Here is a 15,576-nt window from a genome sequence, read left to right as displayed (position 1 = left end):
GTTGTAGCAAGATATGGCAGAGCTGTTGGTGATCCGGCACGGTCAGGCCTCCTTTGGGACCGACAATTACGACCGGTTGTCCGAACTTGGGCATCGTCAATCCCGCGCGGTGGGGGAGATGCTGCGCGGGACCGGCTGGATCCCCGACCGCCTGGTCACGGGAACGCTTGTGCGGCAGCGGGAAACGCTGACGTCTATGGGTTTCGAGGCGTCACCCGAAGAGCATGCAGGGTTCAACGAGTATGATTTCGACGATCTTCTTCACGCACGGTTCGGGGGCGTGGTTCCGGATGACATAAAGGCCGACCGCAAATCGCATTTCCGCAATCTGCGCGAAACGGTCCTGGCGTGGCAGGCGGGCAGATTTGGTGGCGCGAAGGAAAGCTGGCAGGATTTTGCCACTCGCGTCGAATCCGCCCGCCGGTTCGCCATCGGGACGGATGCGAAGAGAGTGCTTGTCGTGAGTTCGGGCGGGGTGATCGGGCGCATGACCGCGAATGCTCTTGATGCTCCGGATGCGCAAATGATGCAGCTCAACCTGCAGATCAAGAATACGTCCATGACGAGGTTCATCTTCTCGGAACGCGCCTTCTACCTGCATGAATTCAACGCGGTTCCACACCTGATGTCGCGAGAGGGCCAGGCGATGCTGACCTATAGCTGATCGGCATCCCGATGCGCCGGTTCTCTTTGTTGCCAGGTTCCGGAATGCATTGACACGCAGAGGCGGACATACATATCCTGACAGTCGTCAGGAATTGTGGTTCGCCCGGAATCGACAGAGATCGCCGGACTGGAAAGAGGGGAGGCTTTCCATTGCCGCGCGCCGGATCGGACATGGATGAACTGCCTGGGCAAGTGACGGAAAACATAGGGGAGGAGAAATGATGAAAAGGCCGAATATCAGAACCGCAGGTATCCTCGGCTCGATTGTGGCGGTGCTTGGCCTGTCGGGCACAGCATTTGCGCAGGAAGGTTTCGACTGGCCGCGCCTGCTGGTGATCGGTACGCCCGGAACGGCCAGCGGCAGCTTCGCCTCGACCAATGGATGGGCGCCTATCCTGCAAGCGGACACGGGCATGACTGTCCGGGTCGTGCCCGAGGACAGCGAAACCATGCGCTATACCCGCCTGACGGATCGCCGCGACATCATGGTCTCCTCCGTTTCAGCCGCGGAAATGCGTTACCAGACGCAAGGCATAGACGGATATGCAAGCCAGAAACCGGTGCCGCAGCGGGTCGTCTGGCACCATAACGACACGCCCTGGGGTTATGTCGTGGCCGGGGATTCCGACCTGCAATCGCTGGAGGACCTGAAGAAGGGCGGATACAGCGTGGCGGCTGGTCTCTTCTCTCCGCCCATGGTGTCCGCCGTGGAGCAGGGGCTGCCAGCATATCTGGGCCTGAGCGCGGAGGAGGCTGAATCGCTGATTTCCTATGTTCCCGCTTCCAGCTATGCCGAGAATTGCCGCTCGGTCGTCGAGGGCAAGGCCGATGTCGCCTATTGCGCGGCGATCAGCTCCGTCCTGTCCGAGATGGAGGGCGCGCCCGGCGGGATTCGCTGGCTTTCGCTCGAACCCGGCAATTCCGAGGGCTGGTCGAGATATCTCGACTCGCGCCCGATGCTTGTGCCGACCGAGATCTCGATGGGCGTGAAGACGGCGCGGGGCGTCGGCGGGGCGACATCGAATTTCTTGTACGGAGTGCCCGCGGATACCGAGACCGAGCTTGTCTACAATCTCGCGAAATGGATGCACACCGCTTATGACAGCTACAAGGATACCCATCCCCTGGCTGCGCGGATGTCGGTCGAGGAATTCCGCAAATATCTCGACCGGTCCCCGCTTCCGGTGCATGAGGGAACGATGAAATACCTGCGCGAGATCGGGCAGTGGAGCGAGGCCGATGACGCCTGGAACAATGCCGCCATCGAGAAGATGGATACCTGGATCGCGGCACGCAAGGCGGCGATGGAAGAGGCGGGCGAGCAGGGGGTGAAGATCAGTTTCGACAACCCCGACTTCATCGCCATCCTGGAAAAGCACACGGCGGATCTCGAAGGGTTCCGTTCGAGGCTGTGATCGGAAGTGCCTGCCGGCCCCGACGGGCCGGCAATCAGCGTCAATTGCCACAACCGGGCCGATACCATGTCGCATTCTGAACTTGAAACCTCGTCGGATGTCACGGATGCGGGCGGTGTGCCCGCGGCGGCACCCGCCGCCGACCCCGATCATAGCCGTCTCGGCGGGTTCTTCACGCTTCCCAGTATCCTGTTCGTCGCGCTCTGCACCATCGGGCTGGGGTTCGGGCTGGCCTATGTCTTCGGCGTGCCTATCATGGGGCAACGGCTGCTGGAGGGGCAGTATTACTGGATCTTCATCGGGCTGTTCACCGCGATGGCCTTCGTCGCGCTCCCTGCCTTCCAGGGCCAGAAACGCTTCCCGCTTTTCGATATCGCCGCCGCGGTCACCGCCCTGGGGATCAGTCTCTGGTTCTCGCTCCATGCATGGGACATGGTGCAAGCTGGCTGGACCAATCTTCCCATGGGAGTGGTGATCTGGCTCTTGATGCTGGAACTGGCGCGGCGTTCGGGCGGGTTGCCGTTCTTGCTGGTGGTCTTTCTGCTGGGGCTCTATCCGCTTGTCGCCGACCTGTTTCCGGGACTGCTGATGGGCATTCCCTACGGTTTCGAGCAGATGATCGAGGCGCATGTCTTCCGCGCCGAGGGGATGCTGGGCATCACCACCAAGATCGTCGCCGAGATCGTGCTGGGCTTTCTCGTCTTTGCCGGGGTGCTGATCGCGACCGGCGCGGGCGAGTTCTTCATCGATCTCGCGAATGCGGGTTTCGGGCGTTATCGCGGCGGCCCGGCCAAGGTCTCCATCGTCGCCTCGGCATTTTTCGGATCGCTTTCGGGATCGATTTTCTCGAATATCGCGGGTACCGGCTCGATCACCATCCCGACCATGAAGAAAGTGGGCTATCCAGCGCATTACGCGGCGGCCATCGAGGCCTGTTCCTCGACCGGCGGTGTCGTCATGCCGCCGGTCATGGGGGCCATTGCGTTCGTCATGGCGATCACCATCGGTGTGGATTACGCGACGGTCATGGTTGCCGCCATCCTGCCCTCGCTGCTGTTCTATTTCGGGCTTATCCTGCAGGTCGATGCCTATGCGGCGCGCAAGGGGCTGACCGGGATGAAGGAAGCAGAGATCCCCAATGCCGGCAAGGTCCTGCTGCGGGGCTGGCCGTTCCTGCTGGTGCTGATCTTCCTGGTCTGGGGACTGCTGTATATGCGTTGGGAATACTACGCGCCATGGTATGCCAGCGGTCTCATGATCCTGCTGAGCTTCCTGCGGCCGGAAACCCGCATGACACCGCGCCGCCTGTTCCAGACCCTGCGGCAGATCGGTCTGCTGGTCACGCAGACCGCGGCCATCATCCTGCCCATCGCCTTCGTGGTCAGCGCGCTGACGATCACCGGCGTGACCGGGTCGGTGACGTCCGGGCTGGTCGCGCTTGGCGGAGGGAATATCTACCTGATCATCCTGTTCGGAGTTCTGGCCTGTTTCATCATGGGAATGGCGGGTCTTGCCATCGTGGCCTATATCTTCCTGGCCGTGACGCTGGCGCCTGCGATCATCAATGTCGGCGGCCTGAACACCATCGCGGTGCATTTCTTCATCGTCTATTACGCGATGCTGTCGGTGATCACGCCACCTGTCGGCGCGGCGGCCTTCCTGGCCGCGACAATCGCCGGGGCGCGCCCGATGCAGACCTCGTTCACCGCGATGCGCCTTGGCGTGGTGATCTATTTTGTTCCGCTGTTCTTCCTGTTCCAGCCAGCGCTGGTGCTTCAGGGAGATCTGACGCCGCTGATCTACGTTCTGCCATCGATCATCGCGGGGATCATCCTGCTGTCGGGCGGGCTTGAAGGCTATCTGCTTGGCGTCGGTTCGGTGCGTCCGTGGTTGCGTCTGCCACTGGCGGCGGCCGGGTTCGCGTTCAGCTTCCCCGGCCTGATCACGACGCTGGCCGGAGGGGCCGCATCCGCCGTACTCGTCTTCCTGATCTGGGGCGACGCGAGAAAGCGGAGACCGCCGGACGAAACGGCAACGGGTTACACGGCTTCGTCAGAAGAAATAAGTTGAGAATTTGACGGACGTTTGTCAGGGTCGGGGGTATCCTGGGCTGATTAGCATATCGAGACTTGTCGCGGCCGTGTTTCGAAGAAGACGGACCGGCTGGCTGAAAACAGGGAGGAAAACATGAAAAACACACTGAAAACCACTGCAACGCACAAGGGAATGAACCGGCGTGCCCTGCTTCGCGGCGGTGCGGTCGCCGCCGTCGCGTCGCCGGCGCTTGTCGGCAAGGCAATTGCCGCCGGAGAGGTGACCTGGCGTATCCAGTCGCATTGGCCCAAAGCCTCGGCATCCTTCGACGCCAGCCTCGGCAAGATGGCCAGCACCCTGGAAGAGCGGACCGACGGGGCCTTCAAGATGGAATTGCTCGGCGCCGGGGAATTCGCCAAGGGTCCGGATATCTTCAATATCGTCAGCAAGGGCGTGGTGCCGATGGGCACGCTCGCCGCGTCCTATTTCGAGGATCAGGCGAGTGTCGCGAATTTCGTCTATGGCATTCCCGGCACGTTCCGCCAGGCTTGGGAGTTCGAACATGCGCTGAAGAATCTCGGGCTCGAGGCATTGCTGAACGAGGAGCTGGCACCCAAGGGCGTCATGCTTCTGTCGGAAAAGGTGTTGCCGGTCGAGATGACCGCGTCGAAGAAGATCGAAGCCGCCGCCGATTTCAGCGGTCTGAAGATCCGGTCTTCGGGCGCGATGCTGGATTATCTTTCCGCCGCCGGAGCCGCCCCGCAATATGTCCCCGGATCGGAGCTGTACCAGGCATTGAGTTCCGGCGTTGTCGACGGGGCGCATTGGGGGGCGGCGATCGGGGCGCAATCCATGTCGCTGTGGGAGGTGTGCAAGTATCACTACAAGCCCGTCCTGGCGCAGACGACGGATTCCTACATCGTCAACCTGAACGCGCTGGAGGAGTTGAGCGACGATCTGCGCACCGCCTTCCTGGACACGGTGCAGGCGCGGTTCTTCCTGCGCACGGCTGAATATCAGCATCAGGAGGCGCTGGCGCTCGCCGATGGCGTTGCCAACCAGGGGGTGGAGGTCGTGACCCTGCCGGACGATGTTCTCGAACTTCTGGCCGAGGCGTCCACGAAGATCCTCGAAGCCGAGGGGCAAAAGAGCGAACAGGCAACCAAGGCGGCGGATATCTACCGCACCCTGATGACGGATCTTGGTTACAGTTGATGCTGATGCGGTTCGCGGCGGAAACTGCTCGCCGCGAACCGTTCACATGGGTTCGCGAATCCGGATCGGATGAGGGTAATCCCGGACTGTTCTGATCGGGTTGCATGTCGCAACGCCAGCACAAGGATTTTGGATCATGTTTCAAGCGGCACGTGTCATTACGCGTTTCAATCGTTTCATCGGGCGTTGGGCTTCTCTCGCGGTCCTGATCCTTTTCGGTTTGCTGTTGGCCGACGTGGTCATGCGCTATGTGGTCGGGCAACCGGCGATCTGGACCGCCGAACTGGCCACGCTGATCTTCGGAGGCTATGCGATCATCGGCGGTGGATACCTGCTGGCCGAGCGAGAGCATGTGAATGTCGATATCTTCTATGGCAGCTTCAGCCGCAAGCGGAAGGCGCTGCTGGATATTCTGACCTGGCCGCTGTTCCTGCTCTTTGTCGGGGTGCTTCTCTGGCAGGGATGGGTGCTTGCCTCTGACGCGATAACGGGGATGGAACGGTCCAATTCCATGTGGAATCCGCCTCTCTGGCCGACGAAATCCCTGATCCCGGTCGCAGCGATTTTGCTGCTTTTGCAGGGTTGTATCCGTCTTTGGGCCGATATTCGGGTGCTTCTGGACTTGCCCGTGCCCGAGGATGTGTTCGGCAAACCCGCCGGGGCACCGCATGGTTCTGATCCGCAGGAGACCCATCTATGAGCGTCGAACTTCTTACCCTGCTGTTCTTCGGCTGCCTGCTGCTGTTCGTCCTGCTGGGCTCGCCACTGGCCTTCGTGCTGGGCGGCGTTTCCGTGGTGTTTCTCTATTACGAGATGGGAGCGATCGGATTCTACCTGCTCGCCTCGAAAATGTGGGAGACGATGCAATCGCCCACGCTGATGGCCATTCCGCTCTTCGTTTACATGGCCATCTTGCTCGAGAAATCTGGCGTCGCGAATGATCTTTATGACATGATGCATCAATGGTGGGGCGGGCTGCGCGGGGGGCTGGCCATTGGCACGGTGCTGATCTGCGTGATCTTCGCGGCGATGTCAGGGATTTCGGGTGCCGCCGTGGTGACGATGGGTACCATCGCGCTGCCCAAGATGCTGGAGCGCGGCTATGACAAGAAGCTGGCACTGGGCGCGATCAACGCGGGCGGCGGTTGGGGCATCCTGATCCCGCCCTCCATCCTGATGGTGCTCTATTCGCTGCTGACCGAGGTCTCGGTGGGTCGCCTGTTCGCGGCGGGCATAGGTCCCGGTTTGACCCTGTTCGTGCTGGTCTCGATCTATATCGGCGTGCGCTGCTGGCTGCAGCCGGAACTGGGACCGGCGCTGCCGAAGGAGGAGCGGACTGGCTGGGGGCCGAAACTGCGGTCGCTGCGCGCGGTCATCCTGCCGATCCTGATCGTGACCATCGTGCTGGGGGCCATCTTTGGCGGATTCGCGACCCCGACCGAGGCCGCCGCAATCGGGGTCTTCGGCGCATTGGTGGCGACCATGATCAACGGTCAGCTCTCATGGAAGGTGACGCATGAGACGGCGGTTGCCACGCTCCGGTTGACGGCGCTGGTCATGTGGATCCTGTTCGCGGCGCATGCCTTTTCCGCCGCCTATACCGCGCTCGGGGCGCAAAGCCTGATTTCCAACCTCATGGAATTCATTCCCGGCGGCAGATGGGGGGCGCTGCTGTTCATGCTGCTGGTCCTTTTCCTGTTCGGGATGGTGCTCGATCCGGTGGGAATCATGCTGATCACCTTGCCGGTCTTTCTGCCGGTGGTGCGCGAGGCGGGATTCGATCCGATCTGGTTCGGCATTCTTTTCATCATCATGATGGAGGTGGGCTACATGACGCCGCCTTTCGGATTTAACCTCTTCTACCTGAAAGGGGTGGCCCCACCCGATGTCACGATGGGGGATATCTATGCCTCGGTCATTCCCTATGTTCTGGTGACCCTGCTCGGGGTGCTGCTGATGATCCTGTTCCCTGGGATCGTGCTGTTCATACCGGAATTGTTCTATGGCTGACTTGGGCCTTGTCTTGTGAGGTCAAAAACTGGACGGTCCCTCCGCGATTCAGGCCGGGCATGCGATTTTGGTTGAACTATACCTCGTATAACGTTGAAATTGCCGTTCGAAATGTGAAATATTCGCGAACGGCCTTGAAGATGAATACGGGGCGTTCAGGCCATCAAGGTGGCGGAATTCGAAGGAACCGGCGATGAGCAGGATCAACGATGATATGGAGGCCGAGGGCGACCGGAACTTCGTCACTGCAATTGCCCGGGGCTTCGAGGTCCTGCGCTGCTTTCGCCTTGACGAGACAACGCTGACCAACCAGGAAATCGCAAGCCGGACCAGGTTGCCCAAGCCCACCGTCAGCCGCCTGACATATACGTTGTGCAAGCTTGGCTATCTCGTGCAATCCGATGCGACCGGGGCCTATCGGCTTGGTGCCGGTGTGCTCGCGCTCGGGTTCAGCGCATTGGCCGGGATGGAGATCGGCGCGCTCGCCAAGCAGGAGATGCGCAAGCTGTGCTCGGGACCCAACCCATATGTGACCGCGGCCCTTGCCGAACGGCACCGGTTGCAGGTCATCTACATGGCCGTGCGGCGCTCTAACCAGGCGGTATCGCTGACGATGAATGTGGGTGCGCGCCTGCCGCTGTTCTATTCCGCCATCGGCCGCGCGGTCCTTGTCGGCATGCCGCAGGACGAGCGCGAAGAGATGTTGCAACTCGCCATCAGGGAGCATCCGGAGAACGAGGCCGTGATCCGGAAAAGCCTGGGCGAGGCGCAGGAGGATTTCGCCAAGTATGGCTTCACCACTTCGTTCGGGAAATGGCGAAAGGAAGTCAACGGAATCGCCGTTCCGGTCGAGGCGCTGGATGGCGACCGCATATATGGGTTGAATGTGGGAGGCCCATCCTTTCTGGTGTCGCCCGATATCCTGATCTCGGAATATGGCAGCAGATTGATCGAATCCGCGCGCATGATTGGCAGGCAAGGAACAGGCTGAAGAAGAATGCATATGGACGAAGTCGAAGATTATCTTGTCGAGGACCCCTATCCGCTCCAGACCCATCTGGGATATCGGATCACCGGCTGGTCCCGGGACTGGGCGCGGTTCGAGATGCCGATCCGGCCCTATTTGGAAAATCGCCACGGTATTCCGCATGGCGGCATCTATTCCATGTTGCTGGACACGGTGATGGGTTACGCTGGGTGTTATACCGGTGACCCGGAGCGCAAGCGAATGGGGATGACGCTTTCGCTGACGACGACCTTTCTCTCCCGTCCCGCGGGCCAGATCCTGATTGCCGAAGGCAGGCGTATCGGCGGCGGACGCTCGACATTCTTTGCCGAGGGCAAGATCACCGATGAAACCGGCGAGGATATCGCCACGGGAAACGGTGTTTTCCGCTATCGCAAAAGCGCCTGAGACGGCGCATGCCTGGAAGGGAGAGACAGTTGTCACCCATATCGCGGGCAGCTAGTCTGCCAGACAGCCGGATAATCAGCGGGGGTTTCTGACCAGTGGGGCGGGAAAATGCACGTTTGCGCGCGGTGCGCGAAGAGCTTCTGGAAGAAGCGGATATCAACAACGTCCAGAACCAGACCCTGATCCAGGAAAAGCGGCAACAGATCTGCGATGCCGCGCTGGAACTTTTCCTGGAAAAAGGTTTCGCGGCCACGACAATCCGCGATATCTGCGCGCGTTCCGGGGTCAATCAGGCCAGCATCTACGATTATATCGCGAACAAGAACGATATTCTGCGCCGCCTGCTGAACCAGCTCTGGTTCAACGCGGATGTGCCGACCCTGCCCGAAATCCTGCTGGACGACGCGCTTTCCCTCGAACAGGCGCTTGAACGGTATTTTGCGGATAGCTGGAAATTCAAGCGGAAGGGAACCTTGCTGGCATACAGGACCATCCCGCATCTTCCGCCCGAAGATCGCAAGGCCATGCGCCTGCGCGAGATCGCGGTGATGAAAGACCTGGCGGATCAGCTCGCGGACAGGCTGGGAATCGAGGCCGGGGATCAGCGGCTGGAAATCGTCGCGAACTTGATGGTCTTTCTGTCGGCCTTCGGACCGATGCGCGATTGGTTGAACCGGGATCAGCCGGACGAGGCCATCGTCAAGACGATTGCGGCGGGGGCTGCGGCGATGATCCGGTCCGCGGTGGACGACAGCCGGACATAGCCGATCGCGAATAGTCCCAGGTATCGGGGTAGGAACGATCCCTCATCCATGCGGATGGATAAGGGCCGGGGACCTGCTTGCCGCCCTCTGAAGCAGGCCAGATAATGTCGGAAATCTGCTTCTGCGGAATCGATGCCCGCAATATCATGCCCCTTGTCTTGAAGGCTGGGGGCTTTGCGCCCCCAGACCCCCGCAAGGTATTTGAACAAAGAAGAAGGGCGGAGTTTGTTTCCGGGTGATCCCGCCGGCTCCTGCACCAGAAGCGCGAGGAAAAATGCGAACAGAAGCGCAAGCGGTCGTGATTGGCGGAGGCGTGATCGGCTGCTCGATCCTTTACCACCTCACCAAGCTGGGGTGGTCGGATGTTGTCCTGCTGGAACGGGACGAGCTGACCAGCGGCAGCACCTGGCATGCCGCCGCCAATATTCACGGGCTGCATGACAGCACCAATATCAGCCGAATCCAGCATTACACCATGTCGCTTTACAAGGAGCTGGAGGCCGAGACCGGCCAGAGCTGCGGCGTGTTCCAGCCCGGATCGCTTTACCTGGCGCAGACCGAGGCGCGCGAGCATCAGCTGCGCCTGCAGGCGGCCAAGGCGAAGCTTTACGGGATGAATTTCTACGAGATCAGCATAGAGGAGGCGCGCGAGCTGAACCCTCTGGTCAATTTCGACGGTATCCGCTGCGTCATGTACGAGCCCGAGGGCGGCAATGTCGACCCTTCCGGGGTGACCAATGCTTATGCGGTGGGCGCGCGGCAGCGCGGCGGCGAGATCCACCGCTTTACCCCGGTGACGGCGACCGAGCGGCAGGAGGATGGAAGCTGGATCGTCCGCACGCCCAAGGGCGATATTCGTACGAAATGGGTGGTGAACGCGGCCGGGCTGTGGGGGCGCGAGGTGGCTGCACTGGCCGGGATAGAGCTGCCGCTGCAGCCGACCGAACACCAGTATTTCGTCACCGAAACCATGGCGGATATCGACGGCATGGACCGCCGGCTGCCCTCGGTCAGCGACCGCGACGGCGAGTATTACCTGCGCCAGGAAGGCAAGGGTCTGCTGGTCGGCGCATATGAGCGCGACATGCGGTTCTGGGCCGAAGAGGGCACGCCGCTCGATTTCGCCCATGAGCTGTTCCCCGACGACCTGGAGCGGATCGAGGAAAACCTGATGAATGCGATCACCCGTGTCCCCACCCTGGGCGAGGCGGGGATCAAGCGCGGCATCAACGGGCCGATGATCTGGTCGCCGGATGGCAATGTGCTGATGGGGCCGGTGCCGGAACTGGATGGCTATTTCTGTTGCAACGGCATCATCCCCGGATTCAGCCAGTCCGGCGGCATGGGGCTGATGGCGGCGCAATGGATCATCGAGGGCGAGACCGAATACGACATGTTCGCATGGGACATGGCCCGGTTCGATCGCTGGACCACGAAGGAATTCACCAAGGCGCGGGTTCAGGATCAATACGCCCATCGCTTCGCTATCCATTTCCCCGGTGAGGAACGCAGCGCGGGCCGTCCGGCGCGGACCCGCCCGGTCTACGAGATGCAACACGAACTGGGCGCGGTCTTTGGTCTGAATGCCGGGTGGGAGCATCCAACCTGGTTCGCGGACACCCCCGGCACGACGGATACGAACGGCTTCACGCGGCAGAACTGGTGGGAGCAGGTCGGGCAGGAATGCCGGATGCTGCGCGAGCGGGCGGGGATCATCGACATCTCGAACTTCGCCAAGTATCGCTGCGAGGGGCCGGGGGCTGCCGATTGGCTGAACGCGGTCTTTGCCAATAACATGCCGAAAGCGGTGGGCCGCTCATGCCTGACGCCGCTGATCGGCAAGCGGGGCGGCATCGCGGGCGATTTCACCGTGACCCGCGTGGCCGAGGACGAGTTCTGGATCATCGGGTCCGGCATGGCCGAACGTTATCACAAGCGCTTCTTCAAGCAGGTGCCGCTGCCCGAGGGCACGGAATTCACCTCGATGACCGAGGCGATCTGCGGCTTCAACGTCGCCGGGCCTCGGTCGCGGGCGTTGCTGCAAAAGCTGACCAATGCATCTCTGGCGAGTGAGGATTTCCCCTTCATGCGCTCTCAGCGGATCACGCTGGCGGGGATCGAACTTCTGGCGCTGCGTGTCTCGTTTACCGGCGATCTTGGCTGGGAACTGCATTGCCGCAGCGAGGATCAGGCGCGGCTTTACGAGGCGTTACTGGAGGCCGGGCGCGAGTTCGGGGCCGGTCCGGTGGGCGGTCGCGCGCTGATGTCGCTGCGTATCGAGAAGGGTTACGGGTCATGGAGCCGGGAATACAGCCCTGAATACTGGCCGCAGGAAGTGGGGCTGGACCGATTGTGCAAGCTGGAGAAGCAGTTCCTCAACAAGGACGCCGTTTCCGGGGTCCTGGACAATCCCGCCCGCGAGCGCCTGGTGATGCTGCATCTGGACGAGGCGGATGTGAATGCGTCGAACGCCGATGCGACCGGCGGCGAGCCGATCTTCAAGGATGGCGAAGGCATCGGCCGGGTGACCTCGGGGGGCTATGGCTACAGCGTCGGGATGTCGCTGGCGCTCGGATATGTGAAGGACGCCGTGCCGGGTGATGAGGTCGAAGTCATGGTGCTGGGCAGACCGCATCGCGCCACCATCCTCGCCGAGCCGCCATTCGATCCCGAGGGAAAAAGGCTGCGCGCATGAGAAAAGGGCCGGGATTTTCCGGCCCATTCGCTTTTGCGGAAAGGGGAACGTTCTAGAGCAATTTGCGCTTTATCGAAATCACTCTCCCCGCTTCTTCTTCATGCAAATATCCCGGGGGTCCGGGGGCAGCGCCCCCGGCCATCACGGGACGCAATTCGGAACTGAGCCTGATTAACCGCAAACTGCTCTAGCGCGCCGCTTGCCACTCTCGGATCGCGTCGAGCGGGTTGAGAAGCATCACGATATTCAGCAGCAAGCCGTCCCGGATCACCAGCATCGTCACGACTTCCAGGGCGATCACCAGCAGGACTGACAGCCAGACCGGGAAACGCGACGCCAGGGCGAAACCGAGGATCATCATCACGATATCCGAAAGCGAGTTCACGACGGAATCGCCATAATAGTCGAGAGAGATCGTCACGGCGCGATAGCGCTCGATGACGCTGTCGCTGTTTTCGACCAGCTCCCACGCGGCCTCGACCAATGTGGCGATGGTCAGTGCTGGAAGGAACCGCATCTTCAACCGGAAGAGGCGGCAGAAAAGCGCGATCAAGGCAAAGAAGATGAAGCCATGGATAAGATGGCTCGGGCTGTACCAGTCCAGCAGGTGCTGGGAATTCTCGGAACTCACCACCTCGCCATGCCAGAGCCGGAGCGTGCCGCATTTGCAGATCAGCACGCGCCCGCGCCACCAGAGCCACAGCCCGGTGATGGCGAGAATGGCGGGAACGGCCAGATAGGAGAGAAGGCGCTGATTTTTCATCGGCGCAGATCAGCATGACCCGCCGAAAGCATCAAGCGGTGATTTGCGTGCCGATCAGGGAATGATGCCGCAGGCGCGTTTATTGCAACGGGGTTTTGCCATCCGAAGTCGTCAAGTCGTCAATGACATTCTGCCATAGCTCGGATGGCTGGGCGCCGCTGACGGCGTGGGTGTCGGCCACGATGAAGGTCGGCACCGCGTTGATGCCGCGTTCGCGGGCATGCATTTCGCGCCCGATCACCTCTTCGCGGTCGGCATCCCCGGCCAGAAGCCGGGCGGTCACGGCCTCGTCCATGCCCGCGGCCTTGGCGATGCGGGCCAGTTCGGCCTTGTCGCCGATATCGCGTGCCTCCTGCCAATAGGCACGCAGCAGGCCCGACATCACCCGGCTCTGGGCGCCCTCCAGTCCCGCCCAATGCATCAGGCGATGGGCGTCGGTGGTGTTGGGCTGCCGCTCGGGCAATTGCAGTTCCAGCCCCATCCCGGCGGCGCGTTCCGCGACGGCGCGGGCGGCATCGGCGGCACCCGGCTTGGCCTTGAGATATTCAAGGCGATCCATGCCCTCGGCGGGCATCTGCGGATTCAGGCGAAAAGGATGCCAGATGATCTCGAACGGATGATCGGGGCGGCTTTCCAGCGCGCGATCCAGTTCCAGCTTGCCGATCAGGCACCAGGGGCAGACCGGGTCCGAGAAGATGTCGAGGCGGATCATGCCGGGTCCTTGCTGTGGGCGGCGCGCAATGCGCGGCGGTTGATCTTGCCGGTGGCCGTGCGGGGCAGGGCGTCGAGCCGGATATATTCGCGAGGCTGTTTATAACGCGCGAGATTGGATTCCGCGAATCCGCGCAGCTCTGCCTCATCGGCGGGGCCGGTCCAGAAGGCGGCGATAATGCTGTTGCCGGGACCGACCGAGAGTTCCGCCACCGCGACATCGCCCGCGCCGGGAAAGCCGGACAGAACCTCTTCGATCTCGGGCGGGGCGACGCGGAAGCCGCCGGCATTCATGATGTCATCGGCGCGGCCAAGCAGGGTGATGGCACCGCTTTCATCCTCTTGCGCCTGGTCCCCGGTCAGGAACCAGTCGCCGCGATGGCGGGCGGCGGTCTCCTCGGGCTGGCCCAGATAACCCAGGAACAGCCCCGGATCGTCGCGGCGCACGGCCAGTGCCCCCGGCGTGCCGGGCGGTTGCGGCGTGCCGTCATCATCGAGGATGGCGACATGGCGTCCGGGTTGCGGATACCCGGCGGTGCCCGCGGGCGCGGGACGGTCGGGACTGCCCGAGATGAAAGTCGAGATCTCCGACGCGCCCATCGCCTCGTGCAGGTCGGTGCCGGTGCGGGCGGTCCAGTCGGCACGGAGGCCGGGGTCGAGACGCTCGCCCGCCACAAGGCCGTGGCGCAGATTTGCGACGGGCTGCCAGTCCGCGCGAAGGATGCGGCGGAACACTCCCGGCGCACCGGCGAGGATGGTGGCCCCGTGACGCGAGGCCAGAAGCGGAAGCTGTTCCAGCGCGGTGCCATCGGCGGGGATCAAGGCGGTCGCGCCCATGGTCCAGGGATCCATCAGGCCGGTGCCGAGGGTGAAGGTCCAGTTGAAAGCGCCCGCATGCATGACGCGATCGCTTTCGCGAAGCCCATACCAGCCGTCGAACATCATCCGCCGGGCGAGGATGGCGCGATGGGCATGCATGACCGCGCGGGGCTGACCGGAACTGCCCGATGTATAGATGATATAGGCCAGCCGCTCGGGGTCTCCCTGTGCGTAATCGGCGGGGGGAAGGTCCATGTAATCGGCCAGCCCGGCCTCGGACAGGATCGGGGCCGGGTGGTCGGGCAGGGCGATGCCCTCGCCTGCGACGATCATGGCGGGCTCGGTCTCGGCGGCGAGTTTGGTGATCTCGCGCCGGGTCAGCATGGCCGAGGTCGGGATCGGCACGATGCTTGCCGCGATGGCGCCGAGATAGGCAACCGGAAAGGCCGCCGTGTTTCCCAACCGCATCAGCAGCCGGTCGCCGGGCTGCAACCCCGCCCGCAGCAACCCGGTGGCGGTTCCGCGCACGGCGGCGATCAGGCGAGCATAGGACCAGCGTTCCGCCCGCGATGGCCCGATCACGGACAACGCCAGCTTGTCAGGACAGGAAGCGCCAGCGCGCAGCACATGCTCGGCCAGATTCATGATGGTTCTCCGATGATGTTGCCAGCGCCTGAATAAAGAAAACGCATCGGATGGGAAACCACATCGGATCGGTTTGTCTGCAAGAGAGTCCGGGTATTCCGGTTTCAATTGAAAACGGCCCGCGCGAACGGGCCGTTTCGAAATCTTGTCAGGATAGGCTCAGAGCAATCGCAGATCGCCAGCCGAAGCGCGGCCGTCGCGGCCCGATTGCAGCTCGTATTCGATTTTCTGATTGTCCTGCAGTCCGGTCAATCCGGCGCGCTCAACCGCCGAAATATGTACGAACACATCCTTGCCTCCGTCATCGGGGGCAATGAAGCCAAAGCCCTTGGTGGCGTTGAACCATTTTACCGTTCCGGTCGCCATAACCGTATCTCCTTCGCATTATCCCGAGGCGAGATTGCCCCGGGCCGTGCAGCCCCGCT

The 15,576-nt window shown here is 62.0% G+C and carries 14 protein-coding genes; 10 read left to right on the top strand and 4 right to left on the bottom strand.

Going from position 1 to position 15,576, the window contains the following annotated elements:
* Nucleotides 1-13 precede the first annotated feature (13 nt).
* The 10 genes from JHX88_RS15005 to JHX88_RS14960 all read left to right on the top strand — a co-directional run bounded on the left by JHX88_RS15005 (nucleotide 14) and on the right by JHX88_RS14960 (nucleotide 12,213).
* Nucleotides 14-664, top strand: a complete 651-nt coding sequence (locus JHX88_RS15005) for a histidine phosphatase family protein (RefSeq protein ID WP_076526518.1) — start codon at nucleotides 14-16, stop codon at nucleotides 662-664.
* 223 nt (nucleotides 665-887) lie between these two features.
* Entirely contained in the window at nucleotides 888-2,081 is a 1,194-nt protein-coding gene (locus tag JHX88_RS15000; protein WP_076526516.1) for a TAXI family TRAP transporter solute-binding subunit, read from the top strand.
* 66 nt (nucleotides 2,082-2,147) lie between these two features.
* Complete coding sequence (locus JHX88_RS14995) at nucleotides 2,148-4,151, top strand: TRAP transporter permease (protein WP_076526621.1); 2,004 nt, start codon at nucleotides 2,148-2,150, stop codon at nucleotides 4,149-4,151.
* A gap of 117 nt (nucleotides 4,152-4,268) precedes the next feature.
* Nucleotides 4,269-5,330 carry a TRAP transporter substrate-binding protein DctP gene (dctP, locus tag JHX88_RS14990; protein ID WP_272848047.1) on the top strand — a complete coding sequence of 354 codons (1,062 nt, stop codon included), beginning with the start codon at nucleotides 4,269-4,271 and terminating at the stop codon, nucleotides 5,328-5,330.
* 136 nt (nucleotides 5,331-5,466) lie between these two features.
* Nucleotides 5,467-6,030, top strand: a complete 564-nt coding sequence (locus JHX88_RS14985; protein WP_076526514.1) for a TRAP transporter small permease subunit — start codon at nucleotides 5,467-5,469, stop codon at nucleotides 6,028-6,030.
* Nucleotides 6,027-7,340 (top strand): TRAP transporter large permease, encoded by a 1,314-nt coding sequence (locus JHX88_RS14980; protein WP_076526512.1) that lies wholly within the window; start codon nucleotides 6,027-6,029, stop codon nucleotides 7,338-7,340. The genes JHX88_RS14985 and JHX88_RS14980 overlap by 4 nt, the downstream gene beginning before the upstream one ends.
* Before the next feature lie 193 nt (nucleotides 7,341-7,533).
* Nucleotides 7,534-8,331: an IclR family transcriptional regulator gene (locus JHX88_RS14975; protein WP_076526510.1), complete on the top strand. Its 798-nt coding sequence runs from the start codon at nucleotides 7,534-7,536 to the stop codon at nucleotides 8,329-8,331.
* Between the two features lie 12 nt (nucleotides 8,332-8,343).
* On the top strand, nucleotides 8,344-8,754 hold the full coding sequence (locus JHX88_RS14970) for a PaaI family thioesterase (protein ID WP_076526619.1): 411 nt from the start codon (nucleotides 8,344-8,346) through the stop codon (nucleotides 8,752-8,754).
* Nucleotides 8,755-8,879: 125 nt separating this feature from the next.
* Entirely contained in the window at nucleotides 8,880-9,518 is a 639-nt protein-coding gene (locus tag JHX88_RS14965) for a TetR/AcrR family transcriptional regulator (protein WP_272848277.1), read from the top strand.
* Nucleotides 9,519-9,792: 274 nt separating this feature from the next.
* Nucleotides 9,793-12,213 carry a GcvT family protein gene (locus JHX88_RS14960; RefSeq protein ID WP_076526506.1) on the top strand — a complete coding sequence of 807 codons (2,421 nt, stop codon included), beginning with the start codon at nucleotides 9,793-9,795 and terminating at the stop codon, nucleotides 12,211-12,213.
* Between the two features lie 187 nt (nucleotides 12,214-12,400).
* Here JHX88_RS14960 and JHX88_RS14955 read toward each other — a convergent pair whose 3' ends face one another.
* From JHX88_RS14955 to JHX88_RS14940, 4 genes are all read right to left on the bottom strand, one after another.
* On the bottom strand, nucleotides 12,401-12,976 hold the full coding sequence (locus JHX88_RS14955; protein WP_076526504.1) for a DUF2585 family protein: 576 nt from the start codon (nucleotides 12,974-12,976) through the stop codon (nucleotides 12,401-12,403).
* Nucleotides 12,977-13,055: 79 nt separating this feature from the next.
* Complete coding sequence (locus tag JHX88_RS14950) at nucleotides 13,056-13,688, bottom strand: DsbA family oxidoreductase (RefSeq protein WP_076526502.1); 633 nt, start codon at nucleotides 13,686-13,688, stop codon at nucleotides 13,056-13,058.
* Nucleotides 13,685-15,151: a class I adenylate-forming enzyme family protein gene (locus tag JHX88_RS14945; RefSeq protein WP_076526500.1), complete on the bottom strand. Its 1,467-nt coding sequence runs from the start codon at nucleotides 15,149-15,151 to the stop codon at nucleotides 13,685-13,687. Before JHX88_RS14945 ends, JHX88_RS14950 begins: the two co-directional genes overlap by 4 nt.
* 159 nt (nucleotides 15,152-15,310) lie before the next feature.
* Nucleotides 15,311-15,517, bottom strand: a complete 207-nt coding sequence (locus tag JHX88_RS14940; RefSeq protein ID WP_076526498.1) for a cold-shock protein — start codon at nucleotides 15,515-15,517, stop codon at nucleotides 15,311-15,313.
* Nucleotides 15,518-15,576 lie beyond the last annotated feature (59 nt).

Source organism: Paracoccus saliphilus (assembly GCF_028553805.1).
GTDB classification, from domain to species: Bacteria; Pseudomonadota; Alphaproteobacteria; order Rhodobacterales; family Rhodobacteraceae; genus Paracoccus; species Paracoccus saliphilus.
This window is presented reverse-complemented; position numbering and strand designations above follow the sequence as displayed.

What these genes read in the sequence shown, in the direction of transcription:
- JHX88_RS15005 (WP_076526518.1), top strand. Translation starts at nt 14, where the DNA reads ATGGCAGAGCTGTTGGTGATCCGGCACGGTCAGGCCTCCTTTGGGACC.
- JHX88_RS15000 (WP_076526516.1), top strand. Translation starts at nt 888, where the DNA reads ATGAAAAGGCCGAATATCAGAACCGCAGGTATCCTCGGCTCGATTGTG.
- JHX88_RS14995 (WP_076526621.1), top strand. Translation starts at nt 2,148, where the DNA reads ATGTCGCATTCTGAACTTGAAACCTCGTCGGATGTCACGGATGCGGGC.
- dctP (WP_272848047.1), top strand. Translation starts at nt 4,269, where the DNA reads ATGAAAAACACACTGAAAACCACTGCAACGCACAAGGGAATGAACCGG.
- JHX88_RS14985 (WP_076526514.1), top strand. Translation starts at nt 5,467, where the DNA reads ATGTTTCAAGCGGCACGTGTCATTACGCGTTTCAATCGTTTCATCGGG.
- JHX88_RS14980 (WP_076526512.1), top strand. Translation starts at nt 6,027, where the DNA reads ATGAGCGTCGAACTTCTTACCCTGCTGTTCTTCGGCTGCCTGCTGCTG.
- JHX88_RS14975 (WP_076526510.1), top strand. Translation starts at nt 7,534, where the DNA reads ATGAGCAGGATCAACGATGATATGGAGGCCGAGGGCGACCGGAACTTC.
- JHX88_RS14970 (WP_076526619.1), top strand. Translation starts at nt 8,344, where the DNA reads ATGGACGAAGTCGAAGATTATCTTGTCGAGGACCCCTATCCGCTCCAG.
- JHX88_RS14960 (WP_076526506.1), top strand. Translation starts at nt 9,793, where the DNA reads ATGCGAACAGAAGCGCAAGCGGTCGTGATTGGCGGAGGCGTGATCGGC.
- JHX88_RS14955 (WP_076526504.1), bottom strand. Translation starts at nt 12,976, where the DNA reads ATGAAAAATCAGCGCCTTCTCTCCTATCTGGCCGTTCCCGCCATTCTC.
- JHX88_RS14950 (WP_076526502.1), bottom strand. Translation starts at nt 13,688, where the DNA reads ATGATCCGCCTCGACATCTTCTCGGACCCGGTCTGCCCCTGGTGCCTG.
- JHX88_RS14945 (WP_076526500.1), bottom strand. Translation starts at nt 15,151, where the DNA reads ATGAATCTGGCCGAGCATGTGCTGCGCGCTGGCGCTTCCTGTCCTGAC.
- JHX88_RS14940 (WP_076526498.1), bottom strand. Translation starts at nt 15,517, where the DNA reads ATGGCGACCGGAACGGTAAAATGGTTCAACGCCACCAAGGGCTTTGGC.